The following is a 13,317-nucleotide window of genomic DNA, read 5'->3' on the forward strand; positions in this document are numbered from 1 at the left end:
ACGACCGGCACCCGCGCGGGGACATCGCCGGTGCGCGCGGTCTAGTCCTCGCCGTCCTCCAGCCAGCCGAAGCTCTTCTCCACGGCCTTGTGCCAGTTGTGGTGCTCGCGCTCACGGACCGCCGGTTCCATCGACGGAGTCCACTCGGCGTCCTTCTTCCAGTGCGACTTCAGCTCGTCGAGGTCGTTCCACACGCCCGTGGCGAGCCCGGCCGCGTAGGCGGCGCCCAGGCAGGTGGTCTCGGAGACCCGGGGGCGGATCACCGGGACGCCGAGCACGTCCGCCTGGTGCTGCATGAGCAGGTTGTTCTTCGTCATGCCGCCGTCGACCTTCAGGGTCGTCAGCTCCACGCCCGAGTCCTGGTACATCGCGTCCACCACCTCGCGCGTCTGCCAGCTGGTCGCCTCCAGCACGGCCCGCGCGAGGTGCGCCTTGGTGACGTAGCGGGTCAGGCCGGTGACCACCCCGCGTGCGTCCGAACGCCAGTACGGGGCGAACAGGCCGGAGAAGGCGGGCACGATGTAGGCGCCGCCGTTGTCCGCCACGCTCGCCGCCAGAGACTCGATCTCGTCCGCGGTGCGGATGATGCCGAGCTGGTCGCGGAACCACTGCACCAGCGCGCCCGTGATCGCGATCGCTCCCTCCAGGCAGTAGACCGGCGCCTCGTCGCCGATCTTGTAACCCATGGTGGTCAGCAGACCGCTCTTCGACGGCACGGGCCGGTTGCCGGTGTTCAGAAGCAGGAAGCTGCCCGTGCCGTAGGTGTTCTTGGCGTCTCCCACGTCGTAGCAGGCCTGCCCGAAAACGGCCGCCTGCTGGTCGCCCAGGGCCGACGCCACCGGCACGCCGGCCAGGGGACCCACGGCGGTCCCGTACACCTCGGAGGAGGAGCGGATCTCGGGCAGGACCGCCTCGGGGATGTTCATCGCGGACAGGATGGCCGGGTCCCACTGGAGGGTCTGGAGGTTCATCAGCATGGTGCGGCCGGCGTTGGTGACGTCGGTGACGTGCCGGCCGCCGTTCGTGCCGCCGGTCAGGTTCCAGATGAGCCAGGAGTCGATCGTGCCGAAGGCGATCTCGCCGCGCTCGGCGCGGTCGCGCAGGCCGGGCACGTGGTCCAGCAGCCAGGCGGCCTTCGGGCCGGAGAAGTAGCTGGCCAGCGGCAGGCCGGTCTGCTCGCGGAAACGATCCTGCCCCTGGTCGCCGCCCAGTTCGTTGCACAGTGCCGCGGTGCGGGTGTCCTGCCAGACGATCGCGTTGTGCACGGGCTTGCCGGTCGCCCGGTCCCACAGGACCGTCGTCTCCCGCTGGTTGGTGATGCCGAGGGCGCTGACCTGATCGGCGCGCAGCCCCGCCTTGGCCGTCGCGCCCGCCACCACCGCCTGGGTCTTCGACCAGATCTCCGTGGCGTCGTGCTCGACCCAGCCGGGCTTGGGGAAGATCTGCCGGTGCTCGCGCTGGTCCACCGCGACGATCGAGCCGCTGTGGTCGAAGACGATGCAGCGGCTCGAGGTGGTGCCCTGGTCGATAGCGGCCACGTACTTCTCGGCGTTGTCCGTCATGGCTACCCCTAGGTGGCGAGGGCCGGAGGGCCGCGCCGCGGTCGGCGCCCGCGCCCCTCCGGTCAGCGGAGTCTCCGGCTCTCACTGGTGTCATTTTGTCCCACATTGACATGAATCTGTGCGGGATGGGCGACGAGCGCGTCCACTCGACGTGGACCGGGCCCGGCGCGTGACGGAGGCGCTCGCGTTCCTGCCCCTCGGCGCCGGACGCGTACGCGGTGCGGCACGGAAAGTGTTGTCCCGGACACGGAGAGCGTCAAGGTGGCCGTCGACGCCGCCGGCCGCACACGGCACACGCCCGCCGGCGGGAGTCCGGCGGATGGAGCCGGGACGCTTGTCGTCTCATCGGATACAGTCCGCGCGTGTCCGAGAATCCGCACCTGATCGCCGACTCCGCGCCGGGCTCCCACTGTTCGAGCTGCGGAACGCCCTACGTGGAGGGCGTCTCCGGCTGGCCCCGCACCTGCCCGGCCTGCGGGACCGCGGCCTACCGCAACCCGCTGCCGGTCGCGGTGGCCCTCCAGCCCGTGTACGACACCAGGGGCACCGCCCTGGTCGTGATCACCCGCACCATCGCCCCCGCGCGCGGCGGAACGGCGCTCCCGGGCGGCTACATCGACGACCGGGAGGACTGGCGGCACGCCGTGGTCCGCGAGCTCCGGGAGGAGACGGGGATCGTCGCGGCCGGCCGCGACGTGCGGCTCATCGACGCCATGAGCTCGCCCGACGGCCACCTGCTCCTCTTCGGCCTGCTGCCGGAGCGCCCGGCCGACTCACTGCCGCGGTCCGCCGCCACGGACGAGACGGAGGGCTGGCACCTGCTGCGCCGGCCCGAGGAGCTCGCTTTCCCGCTGCACACCCTCGCCGTACGCGCCTGGTTCGAGGGCCGGTACGTCTGACCCCGGCCCCGCCCCGCGGTACCTCCGACCTCATCCCTCGCCCAGTCCTCGCACGCGCACCGGGCGGGAGGGCACGTCCGCGCCGTCCTCCCGCTCGCCCTCCACCACCACCCGCCGGCCCCGAAGACGCACTGTGTACCGCTCGATCCGCGCATCGGCCCATCCGTCGCCGGGGTCCGGGACCACCAGCCCGCCCCCGGTACGCCCGGGAGCCGGGGCCCACACCTCCAGCTCCAGCCCGCCCCGGTCACCCAGCACGGGGATCACGGCGCCCGCACGCGCGAAGACCGGGACGCGTCCCAGGGGCGCGTCCACGAGCACCTGCCCCGGCCCCTCGTACGCCCGTTCCGTGGCGGTGTCGTACCACCGGCCGTGCGGCAGCCGCACCGTGCGCCGGTCCGCCCCCGGGTGCAGGACCGGAGCCACCAGCAGACCGTCGCCCAGCAGGAAGGCGTCCTCGCAGTCGCGCAGCGCGCGGTCCTCCGGGGCGGACCACCACACCGGGCGCGCGTAGGGCGCCCCCGTACGCCGCGCCAGCTGCGCCAGCGTCACGAAGTACGGCAGCAGACGGCGGCGTTCGAGGAGTGCCGCGCGCGCGTGCCGCAGCACCTCCCCGCCGAACTCCCAGGGCTCCCGGCGCCCCGCCCGCAGACTCGCGTGCGTCCGGAACAGCGGCAGGTACGCCGCCAGCTGGAACCAGCGCAGATACAGCTCCGGCGACGGGCTGCCGTCGAACCCGCCGACGTCCGGCCCCGAGTAGGGCACCCCGCACAGGCCCAGTCCGAGCGCCAGCGACAGCGACGCCCGCAGCCCGGGCCAGCCGGTGGCCACGTCTCCCGACCACGTCCCGCCGTAGCGCTGCATCCCGGCCCACCCCGAACGGGAGAACACGAACGGACGTCCCTCGGGTACCAGTTCGCGCAGCCCCTCGTACCCGGCCCGCGCCATGCACAGCGCGTACACGTTGTGCGCCTCGCGATGGTCGCCGTCCCGCCCCTCCAGGGCATGGCGCGCCGAGCGGGGCAGCGTCGTCTCGCCGAAGGCCGCGAACGAGGTCGGCTCGTTCATGTCGTGCCAGAAGCCCGCGAACCCCTGGGCGAGCCGTTCCCTGTACAGCGCGCCCCACCACTGCCGCACGCCGGGGTGCGTGAAGTCCGGGAAGGCCGTCTCCCCGGGCCACACCACGCCCCGCACCACGGCGCCCGAGGCGTCCCGCACGAAGGCGTCCTCGGCCGCGCCCGCCTCGTACACGGCGTTGCCCGGCGCCGCCCGCACCGCGGGGTCGACGATCGACACCAGCCGGATCCCGTCCCGGCGCAGCTCCTCGGCCAGGACGGGCAGCTTCGGAAAACGGTCGTGGTCGACGGTGAACACCTGGTGGGCGTCGAAGTGGTCGATGTCGAGGTGCACCGCGTCCAGGGGCAGTCCGTGCTCCTGGTAGCCCGCGACGATCCGCCGCACCTCCTGCTCGGAGCCGAAGCCCCAGCGGGCGTGATGGTGGCCGAGGGCCCACGCGGGCGGCACCGCCGGCGCACCGGTGAGCGAGGCCCAGGCGTGCGCCACGCGCGCGGGGGTGCCGGCGACGACCCAGCAGCGCAGCGGGCCGCCGTCCATCCGCAGCTCGCTCGTCCCCGCTCTGTCATGGCCGGAGCCGGCGCCCTCCGCGCCCTCCCGCAGCGTGACCGTGCCGTCCCACGAGTTGTCGTGGAACACCAGATGCGTGCCCGCGTCGGCGACGACCACCTGCACCGGCATGGTGATGTACAACGGGTCCGTGTCGGGGCCGAACGCGCGACCGGGATCGGTGTTCCACAGACGGTAGGTGCCGTCGCGCAGCCGTGGCCCCGACGGCCGTCCGCCGAGCCCGAAAAACCGTGCGTCGGCCGCCACCTCGGAGCACTGCCTCCAGCGCGCGGGGCCGCCGTCGGCCGGCTCCCACCACCGCGGTGGCAGGTCGCGGCGCAGCGGCACTCCTCCGGGCGTGCACACCTGGACGGCGCCGTGCCGTGACACGGTGACAGTGACCCGCTCGGCCACCACCCGCCAGCCGCCCTCCTTGTCCGGCTCCAGCACGGCTCGCGGGTCCGGCTGCGGGCAGGGCCCGGCGAGGGCGTACGACGGCTCGGGACCGGCCCCGTCCCAGCCCCAGAACACGGCGCCCCCCACGGCGACCAGGACACGCAGCCGCGACCGGCTGAACCGCAGGACCCCGCCCCCGGGCAGGGGCTCCACGTCCCGGACCACGCCGGGCACCCGAGCGCGCTCCGCGCCACGCCGCGGCAGCCCCCTGGCGTCGGCGCGCCGCCTGCGCCAGGCGGCCCGCACGGTGCGCATCCCCTGGGCCGCTCCCACCGAGCCGACCGCCTTCACCGAACGCACCAGGTCACGACCTTCCATGCCGCTCACCCTGCCACCGACCGCTCGCCCCGCGGGCGTCGTTCAACTGTCGTTCACCGGAGCCCGGACCACATCTTCACGACACGGACCGTGTGAGGTGGACCCTGGTGCGCGAGTCGATCACATGGCATCGTCCCTGTCAGCCGCGTCACGCGCACACCCCAGCACGTGCGCGGACCGACGCACACGACGCGCACAGTCCGGGAGCCGCCCATGTCGACCGTGAATCCCCAGCCGCTCTGGCAGCCCGATCCGCAGCGGATCGGCCAGGCACAGATCACGAAGTTCCAGACCTGGGCGGCCGAGCGCCACGGAGCGCCCGCCGAGGGCGGGTACGCGGCCCTGCACCGCTGGTCCGTCGACCAGCTGGACAGCTTCTGGAAGGCCGTCACGGAGTGGTTCGACGTCCGCTTCTCCACCCCGAGCGCGCGCGTGCTGGGCGACCGCTCGATGCCCGGGGCCCAGTGGTTCCCGGGCGCGACCCTGAACTACGCCGAACACGCACTGCGCGCGGCCGACGCCCGCGCGGACGAACCCGCCCTCCTGCACGTCGACGAGACCCATGAACCGCGCCCCGTGACCTGGTCCGAGCTGCGCCGCCAGGTCGGCTCCCTGGCCGCCGAACTGCGGGCCCTGGGAGTGCGGCCCGGGGACCGGGTCAGCGGCTACCTGCCGAACGTCCCCCAGGCCGTCGTCGCCCTCCTGGCCACGGCAGCCGTCGGCGCCGTCTGGACGTCCTGCGCGCCCGACTTCGGCGCCCGCAGCGTCCTGGACCGCTTCCAGCAGGTCGAACCGGTCGTGCTGTTCACCGTCGACGGCTACCGCTACGGCGGCAAGGAACACGACCGCCGCGACGTCGTCGCCGAGCTGCGCCGCGAGCTGCCCACCCTGCGCGCCGTCGTCCACGTCCCGCTCCTCGGCACCCCGGCCCCGGAGGGCGTCCTGGAGTGGTCCTCCCTGACCTCCGCCGAGGTGGCGCCCGTCTTCGAGCAGGTGCCGTTCGACCACCCCCTGTGGGTGCTGTACTCGTCCGGCACCACCGGCCTGCCCAAGGCGATCGTGCAGTCCCAGGGCGGCATCCTGGTCGAGCACCTCAAGCAGCTCGGCCTGCACTGCGACCTCGGCCCGGACGACCGCTTCTTCTGGTACACGTCGACCGGCTGGATGATGTGGAACTTCCTCGTCTCCGGACTGCTGACCGGCACGACGATCGTCCTGTACGACGGCAGCCCGGGCCACCCCGACACCGGCGCCCAGTGGCGGGTCGCCGAGCGGACCGGGGCCACCCTCTTCGGCACCTCCGCCGCGTACGTCATGGCCTGCCGCAAGGCGGAGGTGCACCCCTCCCGCGACTTCGACCTGTCCACGGTGCGCTGCGTCGCCACCACCGGCTCCCCGCTGCCGCCCGACGGCTTCCGCTGGCTGCACGACGAGGTCGGCGACGGCGTGTGGATCGCCTCCGTCAGCGGCGGCACCGACGTCTGCTCCTGCTTCGCGGGCGCCGTGCCCACGCTCCCGGTGTACATCGGCGAACTCCAGGCCCCCTCCCTCGGCACCGACCTGCGGTCCTGGGACCCGAGCGGCGCCCCGCTGGTCGACGAGGTCGGCGAGCTGGTGGTCACCAACCCCATGCCGTCCATGCCGATCCACTTCTGGAACGACCCTGACGGCAGCCGCTACCACGACAGCTACTTCGCCATGTACCCCGGCGTCTGGCGGCACGGCGACTGGATCACCCTCACCTCACGCGGCTCGGTGATCATCCACGGCCGCTCCGACTCCACGCTCAACCGCCAGGGCGTACGCATGGGGTCCGCCGACATCTACGAAGCCGTCGAACGGCTGCCCGAGATCAAGGAATCCCTCGTCATCGGCGTCGAACAGCCCGATGGCGGCTACTGGATGCCCCTCTTCGTCCACCTCGCCCCGGGGGCCGTCCTCGACGACGCCCTCCTGGACCGCGTCAAACGGACCATCCGCGAACAGCTCTCACCTCGACACGTCCCCGACGAGATCATCGAGGTCCCCGGCATCCCGCACACCCTGACCGGCAAGCGCATCGAGGTCCCGGTCAAGCGCCTTCTCCAGGGCACCCCCCTGGAGAAGGCCGTCAACCCGGGCTCCATCGACGACCTCGGCCTCCTGCGCTTCTACGAGGACCTGGCTCGCGAACGCGCCTGACGGACCCGGTCAGCCGCCGTAGGTGGCCTCGGACTCGCCCAGCACGGCGGCGAAGTCCGAGGCCAGCCTCGCGGCGTCGGCCGGTTCCAGCTCGGCGACCGAGATCCGCACGCCCGGCCCGGCCGACAGCCGGAACCTGGCCCCCGCCGCGACCCACCAGCCGTGTGACCGCAACCCGTTCACCACGGCGGACTCGTCCGCCACCGGCGCCCACACGTTCATCCCGCTCGCCCCGTGCGCGGCCAGCCCCCTCGCCCCCAACTCCCCGAGCAGGGAGTCGCGGCGTGCGGCGTACACCTCGCGCGCGCGGCACACCAGCGCGCGCGTGCCGTCGTCCACCAGCAGCCCGTGGACCGTCTCCTGGAGGAGATGGCTGACCCATCCGGACGTCAGCAGCAACCGCCCGTCGTGCCGGGCGAGGGTGACGGCGTCGCAGGCCGCCGCCGCCCAGCGCAGGTCGGCCCCCAGGAACTTGCTCACCGTCCGCACGTGCACCCAGCGCGCCGGACCGTCGGCCGTCAGGGTGTGCAGCGGGACGTCCGCCACGGCCGAGGCGTGGTCGTTCTCCACGACCAGCACGTCCGGCTCCTGGCGCAGGACACCGGCCAGCGCGTCACGGCGCTGCGCCGAGAAGCACCCGCCGTAGGGGTTCTGCGCGCGCGGGCTGTACACCACCGCCCGCGCACCCGCGCGCAGGGCCGCGCGCAGGGCCTCCGGGCGCATCCCCGCGTCGTCCACCGCCACCGGCACGGCGCGCAGCCCCAGTGCGGTCACCAGGTCCAGCAGATGGTGGTAGCCGGGATCCTCCATCGCCACCGCGTCACCGGGCCGCAGCTCCACGGACAGGAGCCGGCCGATGAGATCCAGCGCGCCGTGCGCGAACGTCACGTGCTCCACCGGCACCCCGTCGGGCCGCAGCCAGTCGCGCACGGCATCCTCCAGCCGCGCCAGCCGCGGCGTGGACCGGTGCGAGCGGGCGGCGGGGGAGAGCCGCGACGGCGGCACCAGGCCCGGCAGGAACGCCGGGTCCGGGTGACCACCGGCCAGGTCCCGCAGTCCCGCGGGGACCTTCGGGGGACGGCGCGACGCGACGGCGGGGGCCGGCGCCACCACGGTCCCGCCCCGGCCGCGGGTGACCACGATGCCCCGCGAGCGCAGCTCCTTGTACGCGGTGGCGACCGTCCCCGGACTCACCCCCAGCTCGTCCGCGAGCCGGCGCACCGGCGGCAGCGCCGCGCCCGGCGCCAGTCCGCCCTCCGCCACGCCACGCTCCACCGACGCGGAAATCGCCTTGGCCGTCGTACCGCTGATCCCATATTGTGTTGCCACGTTAGTAAGTATGTACCAGTACATAACTTCACGCAAGGGGGAGCAGTGGGGACCACCCGCCGCGCACGGACACGGACGGCACGCATACCCGGGGGACAGGACGGCCGCAGAATGCTCGCCGTCGCCCTGGTGGACCGCACCGGCAGCGGACTGTGGGCCTCCGTCTCCGTCCTCTACTTCACCTACGTCTCCGGCCTCACCATCGCCCAGATCGGCACCCTCGCCGCCCTCGCCGGAGCGGCCGGAATCGCCGGCGCCCCCATCGGCGGCCGCATCGCCGACCGCTTCCCCCTCACCCGGGTCCTGGTCGTCCTCCAACTCCTGCGCGCCGTCGCCTCCCTCGGACTCCTCACCACCGACGACTACGCGCTGCTGCTCGCCTTCTCCGCCCTCGGCAGCCTCGGTGAACGCGCCGCGAACGTCCTCACCAAGCTCTACGCCACCCGCGTCGCAGGCCCCGACCGCGTCCGCTACCAAGCCCTCAACCGCACCGTCGCCAACGCCGGCTGGGCCCTCGGCGGCCTCGCCGCGGCCGCCGCACTCACACTCGGCACCGCCGGCGCCTACCGATGGCTGCTCCTCGGTGACGCCCTCTCCTTCGTCGGCGTCGCCCTCCTCACCTTGCGCTGCGGAGAGCCCGCCCCACCCTCCCGCGTCGTCGCCGCCTCCCACACCCCGGCGCCCGCCGGCAGGCCGGCCAACCCCTGGCGCGACCGCCTCTACCTCGGCTACGTCGCCACGGAGACCGTCCTCTTCCTCGACGACGCCGTCTTCAAAGTCGGCCTGCCCCTGTGGATCGCGCACGCCGCCGACGTCCCCCACGGCCTCGCGCCCCTGCTGCTGGTGCTGAACAACGTCATGGTGGTGGCCCTCCAGGTCCCCGTGTCACGATTCGGCGCGACCACCGCGGCAGCCGGCGGCCTGCTCCTCCCGCTCTCCCTCGCCTACGCCCTCGGCGGCCTGACGATGGCTCTCTCGGCGACCGGCGGCACCCTCACGGCCACCGCGTTCCTCATCGCCGCGGCCGTCTCCTTCACCCTGGCCGAGATGGTCCACTCCACCGTCTCCTGGGAACTCTCCGTCGCCCTCGCCCCCGACACCGCGCAGGGCGCCTACCTCGGCGTGCACGGCCTCGCCCAGTCCGCACAGCGCGGCATCGGCCCGCTGGCGGTCACAGCGGCCATCGCCGCCGGCCCCGCCGGCTGGACCGTCTTCGGCGCCGGCATCGCCCTGACCTGCCTCGTCCAGCACCGCACCGTCCGCTCCCGCCTCGCCCAGCCCTCGTTGTCAGTGCCTCCGATTACTTTGAGTGAGCACTGACCGACCCTGCGCACAGGGGAGAACGACATGGGGGAGAACATGGCGCACACCGACGACCACACGATGCGAAGCGTCCTGCGCCGGGAGATCGCCGGCACCATCGGCCTGCTCACCGACGAACACGACTTCCGCGCCATGCGGCGCTACCGCAGCTTCACCTTCGACGACCACACCACCTACCTCCGGCAGGTCGAGGCGCTCCTCAGGACCAGGGCCGCGGAGGGCGGCCACACCACGCTCGCCCTCTTCGACCCCGAGGAGTACGCCGCGTACTGCGCGGACGTCGGCCTGGACCCCGACGCCCCCGCGAGCCGCGCCCGCTACACCGCCGAACTCGCGGCCACCGGGCCGAACCTCCCCTACGACGGCCGGGCCCTCGCCGAACTCGTCCCCGACCTCGTCGACGAAGCCGTCCGTCAGGCCACCTGGGAGTACGCCTCCACCCTCCTCTCCCGCCTCGGCCCCTGCGCGTCCTGCGGCGAGGACATCGGCCGGGCCGCCTTCGCACGGGCCGCCGCACTGGTCGCCCGCGTCCTCGACACGGCACCCCCCGGGGACCGCCACCTGGTGTGCAGCGCCTCGACCACACCGGAGACACTCGTCGCCGTCCTCCACGCAGACGACGAGGAGAACGGCGCCACCCGGCTGGACGAGGCGGAAGCCCTCGAATTCACCACGGTCCTCGCCCTCGGCATCGCCACCCGCAGCCCGGGCGGACTCGTCATGCGCACCAGCGCCGCCGGAGTCCCGGACCGGATCTACGGCTGGCGCCTGCGCGGCGACGGCCTGGAACCCCTCACCGCGGGCGAGGTCTTCGACGCCTACTGCACCGACGTCGAATCCGGCGACCTCGTCGCCCCGGAGTCCGGCGTCGACTACTGCGTGCCGCCCGACCTCGGCGAGGACGGACCGGCCCCGCGGCACCACCACTGAACACGCCAGGGGCGCCCCACCGGCAGGTGGGGCGCCCCTGACGAACCGGCCGGAGAGCGGCCGGCGGTCCGGTCACTCGCCGGACAGCACCGCCTGAGCGGCTTGCCGCGCCTCCTCGGCGCTGTCCGCCGCACGAGCCGCCGCCGCGGCACGTTCGCACTGCGCGAGCGTGTACTTCGCCAGCGTCGCCCGGACGTAGGGCAGCGACGCCGCACCCATCGACAGGGAGGTGACACCCAGACCGGTCAGCACACACGCGAGCAGCGGGTCGGAGGCGGCCTCACCGCAGACACCGCAGCTCTTGCCCTCGGCCCCGGCCGCCTCGGCGGCCATCGCGACCAGGTCGAGCAGCGCGGGCTGCCACGGGTCCTGCAGCCGGGACACCGCACCCACCTGCCGGTCGGCGGCGAAGGTGTACTGCGCGAGGTCGTTGGTCCCCAGCGAGAGGAACTCGACCTCCTGGAGCACCGAGCGCGCTCGCAGCGCCGCCGAGGGGATCTCGACCATCGCGCCGAACTTCGCCCGCAGCCCCGCCGCACGGCAGGCGTCCGCGAACGCCTTGGCGTCCGCCCGGTCCGCCACCATCGGAGCCATGACCTCGAGGTGCACCGGCAGCCCCTCGGCGGCCGTGGCGAGCGCCGTCAGCTGCGTGCGCAGCACCTCGGGGTGGTCGAGCAGCGTGCGCAGGCCGCGCACACCGAGGGCGGGGTTCGGCTCGTCGGCCGGCGTCAGGAACTCGAGCGGCTTGTCCGCACCCGCGTCCAGCACGCGCACCACGACACGGCCCTCGGGGAAGGCCTCCAGCACCTGCCGGTAGGCCTCGACCTGCTTCTCCTCGGACGGCGCCCTCTTGTCGTCGTCCAGGAAGAGGAACTCGGTCCGGAACAGCCCCACGCCCTCGGCGCCGGCCTCGACCGCCGCCGCCACGTCGGCGGGACCGCCGATGTTGGCGAGCAGCGGCACCCTGTGACCGTCGGAGGTGGCACCCGGCCCCGTCGAGGCGGCCAGTGCGGCCTTGCGCTCGGCGGCCGCGGCCTCCAGCTGCGCCTTCTTCTCGTCACTGGGGTTCACGAAGATCTCGCCGCTGCTGCCGTCCACCGCGATAACCGTGCCCTCGGCCAGTTCACCGGCGCCGGGAAGGGCCACGACGGCCGGCACGCCGAGCGCCCGCGCCAGGATCGCGCTGTGGCTCGTCGGCCCGCCCTCCTCGGTCACGAAACCCAGGACCAGCGTCGGGTCGAGCAGCGCCGTGTCGGCGGGTGCGAGGTCACGGGCGACCAGGACGTAGGGCTCCTCGCTGTCCGGCACACCTGGCATAGGCACGCCGAGCAGGCGCGCGACGATCCGGTTGCGCACGTCGTCGAGGTCGGCCACGCGGCCCGCGAGGTACTCACCGGCGCCGGCGAGCAGGTCCCGGTAGGCGGCGAAGGCGTCGTAGACGGCGCGTTCCGCGGTGCTGCCGACGGCGATGCGCCGGTCCACGTCGGCGATCAGCTCGGGGTCCTGAGCCATCAGGGCCTGGGCCTCGAGCACCGCCTGGGCCTCGCCTCCCGCCAGGTTGCCGCGGGCGGTCAGGTCGGCCGCCACAGCTTCCACAGCCTGGCGGGCACGCCCCTGTTCGCGCTCCGCCTCCTGTGCCGGTATCTGCTTGGCGGGCGGCTCCAGGACCGCCGTGCCCATGTGCCGAACCTCGCCGATGGCCACGCCGTGGCTCACACCGACGCCTCGCAGCGTTGTCTCCATCTCACCCGTCTCCGGTAGTGCGGCGGCTGGGCCACCGCGGTGGTTGTTCTGGTCGCCGTGCCCGGCACGGCGCGGTGTCACTTCCAGGTGAAGAGACTGTCGCCGGTCTTCACGTCACCGCTGTCGCGGAGCTCGGAGAGCGACTCGGCGGTGGCCTCCAGGGCCACGACGGGGCAGACGGGGGACTTGCCGGCGGCCTCGACGGCGGCGGGGTCCCAGCGCACCACGGCCTGGCCGCGCGTCACCGTGTCGCCCTTGTTCACGAGCAGCTCGAAGCCCTCGCCGTTGAGCTGAACGGTGTCGATGCCGAGGTGGGTGAGTACGCCGTGCCCCTGTTCGTCGACGACGACGAAGGCATGCGGGTGCAGCGAGACGATGACGCCGTCCACCGGAGCCACCGCCTCGGACGGCTCACGCACGGGGTCGATCGCGGTGCCAGGGCCGACCATGGCGCCGGAGAAGACGGGGTCCGGCACGCCGGCCAGTCCGATGGCGCGTCCGGCGAGCGGGGACGTCACGGTGGTCATGGGAAGCCTCCCAGGGGTGGAGATTCGATGGGCCGTCCCTGCTTGTCCTGGACGGCCGCACTGTGCAGCAGGGTATGTCACGGTAAGTACCGGTTCCGGGCGAGAGCTTACGACAGCTCCGGTTAGTGGTCTAGACCACCAATCCAATGGATTTGCACCCGCTCGGCCGACCCCTGTACAGTCGTAGACCTGCTGGGGGCGAGCGACGCGATCAAGTGTGCTCACCTGGCAGCACCCAACTTGTCAGATCAGATCCTATCTCGGGATCACCTTCCGCATGTCTGCGGGACGGTGGTCAGAGAGACCGGAAAAGCCTGATAGAGTTTGGATCACCGAAGGGAAGCGCCCGGAGGAAAGCCCGAGAGGGTGAGTACAAAGGAAGCGTCCGTTCCTTGAGAACTCAACAGCGTGCCAAAAGTCAACGCC

General features: G+C 73.1%; 9 protein-coding genes. 4 read left to right on the plus strand and 5 right to left on the minus strand.

The window, feature by feature from the left end; genetic code table 11:
• Positions 1-41 precede the first annotated feature (41 nt).
• A complete protein-coding gene (gene glpK / locus ACH5A8_RS22640) occupies positions 42-1,562 on the minus strand; it encodes a glycerol kinase GlpK (protein ID WP_399004594.1) in 1,521 nt (506 codons plus the stop codon).
• Between the two features lie 362 nt (positions 1,563-1,924).
• Here glpK and ACH5A8_RS22645 point away from each other — a divergent pair, with 362 nt between their 5' ends.
• On the plus strand, positions 1,925-2,461 hold the full coding sequence (locus ACH5A8_RS22645) for an NUDIX domain-containing protein (protein WP_399004596.1): 537 nt from the start codon (positions 1,925-1,927) through the stop codon (positions 2,459-2,461).
• Between the two features lie 30 nt (positions 2,462-2,491).
• Here the strand turns inward: ACH5A8_RS22645 and ACH5A8_RS22650 are convergent, their stop codons facing one another.
• On the minus strand, positions 2,492-4,858 hold the full coding sequence (locus ACH5A8_RS22650; RefSeq protein WP_399004598.1) for a glycoside hydrolase family 31 protein: 2,367 nt from the start codon (positions 4,856-4,858) through the stop codon (positions 2,492-2,494).
• 213 nt (positions 4,859-5,071) lie between these two features.
• On the opposite strand from ACH5A8_RS22650, the gene ACH5A8_RS22655 reads away from it, so the two are divergent.
• A complete protein-coding gene (locus ACH5A8_RS22655; RefSeq protein ID WP_399004600.1) occupies positions 5,072-7,039 on the plus strand; it encodes an acetoacetate--CoA ligase in 1,968 nt (655 codons plus the stop codon).
• A 9-nt stretch (positions 7,040-7,048) separates the two neighbouring features.
• On the opposite strand, the gene ACH5A8_RS22660 is transcribed toward ACH5A8_RS22655, so the two are convergent.
• Positions 7,049-8,368 carry an aminotransferase class I/II-fold pyridoxal phosphate-dependent enzyme gene (locus ACH5A8_RS22660; RefSeq protein WP_399004602.1) on the minus strand — a complete coding sequence of 440 codons (1,320 nt, stop codon included), beginning with the start codon at positions 8,366-8,368 and terminating at the stop codon, positions 7,049-7,051.
• 111 nt (positions 8,369-8,479) lie between these two features.
• On the opposite strand from ACH5A8_RS22660, the gene ACH5A8_RS22665 reads away from it, so the two are divergent.
• Together ACH5A8_RS22665 and ACH5A8_RS22670 are read left to right on the plus strand one after the other, a co-directional pair.
• Positions 8,480-9,688 (plus strand): MFS transporter, encoded by a 1,209-nt coding sequence (locus ACH5A8_RS22665; protein ID WP_399004604.1) that lies wholly within the window; start codon positions 8,480-8,482, stop codon positions 9,686-9,688.
• A 39-nt stretch (positions 9,689-9,727) separates the two neighbouring features.
• Positions 9,728-10,621 (plus strand): hypothetical protein, encoded by an 894-nt coding sequence (locus ACH5A8_RS22670; RefSeq protein WP_399004649.1) that lies wholly within the window; start codon positions 9,728-9,730, stop codon positions 10,619-10,621.
• A gap of 72 nt (positions 10,622-10,693) precedes the next feature.
• On the opposite strand, the gene ptsP is transcribed toward ACH5A8_RS22670, so the two are convergent.
• Positions 10,694-12,364, minus strand: coding sequence for a phosphoenolpyruvate--protein phosphotransferase (gene ptsP / locus ACH5A8_RS22675; protein ID WP_399004606.1), 1,671 nt, complete (start codon positions 12,362-12,364; stop codon positions 10,694-10,696).
• A gap of 77 nt (positions 12,365-12,441) precedes the next feature.
• Positions 12,442-12,891: a PTS glucose transporter subunit IIA gene (locus ACH5A8_RS22680; RefSeq protein ID WP_399004608.1), complete on the minus strand. Its 450-nt coding sequence runs from the start codon at positions 12,889-12,891 to the stop codon at positions 12,442-12,444.
• Positions 12,892-13,317: the final 426 nt, after the last annotated feature.

Source organism: Streptomyces sp. NPDC018610 (assembly GCF_044391765.1).
Taxonomy (GTDB): domain Bacteria; phylum Actinomycetota; class Actinomycetes; order Streptomycetales; family Streptomycetaceae; genus Streptomyces.

Coding starts and splice junctions, on each gene's coding strand:
- glpK (WP_399004594.1), bottom strand. CDS start 1,562: ATGACGGACAACGCCGAGAAGTACGTGGCCGCTATCGACCAGGGCACC.
- ACH5A8_RS22650 (WP_399004598.1), bottom strand. CDS start 4,858: ATGGAAGGTCGTGACCTGGTGCGTTCGGTGAAGGCGGTCGGCTCGGTG.
- ACH5A8_RS22655 (WP_399004600.1), top strand. CDS start 5,072: ATGTCGACCGTGAATCCCCAGCCGCTCTGGCAGCCCGATCCGCAGCGG.
- ACH5A8_RS22665 (WP_399004604.1), top strand. CDS start 8,480: ATGCTCGCCGTCGCCCTGGTGGACCGCACCGGCAGCGGACTGTGGGCC.
- ACH5A8_RS22670 (WP_399004649.1), top strand. CDS start 9,728: ATGGCGCACACCGACGACCACACGATGCGAAGCGTCCTGCGCCGGGAG.
- ptsP (WP_399004606.1), bottom strand. CDS start 12,364: ATGGAGACAACGCTGCGAGGCGTCGGTGTGAGCCACGGCGTGGCCATC.
- ACH5A8_RS22680 (WP_399004608.1), bottom strand. CDS start 12,891: ATGACCACCGTGACGTCCCCGCTCGCCGGACGCGCCATCGGACTGGCC.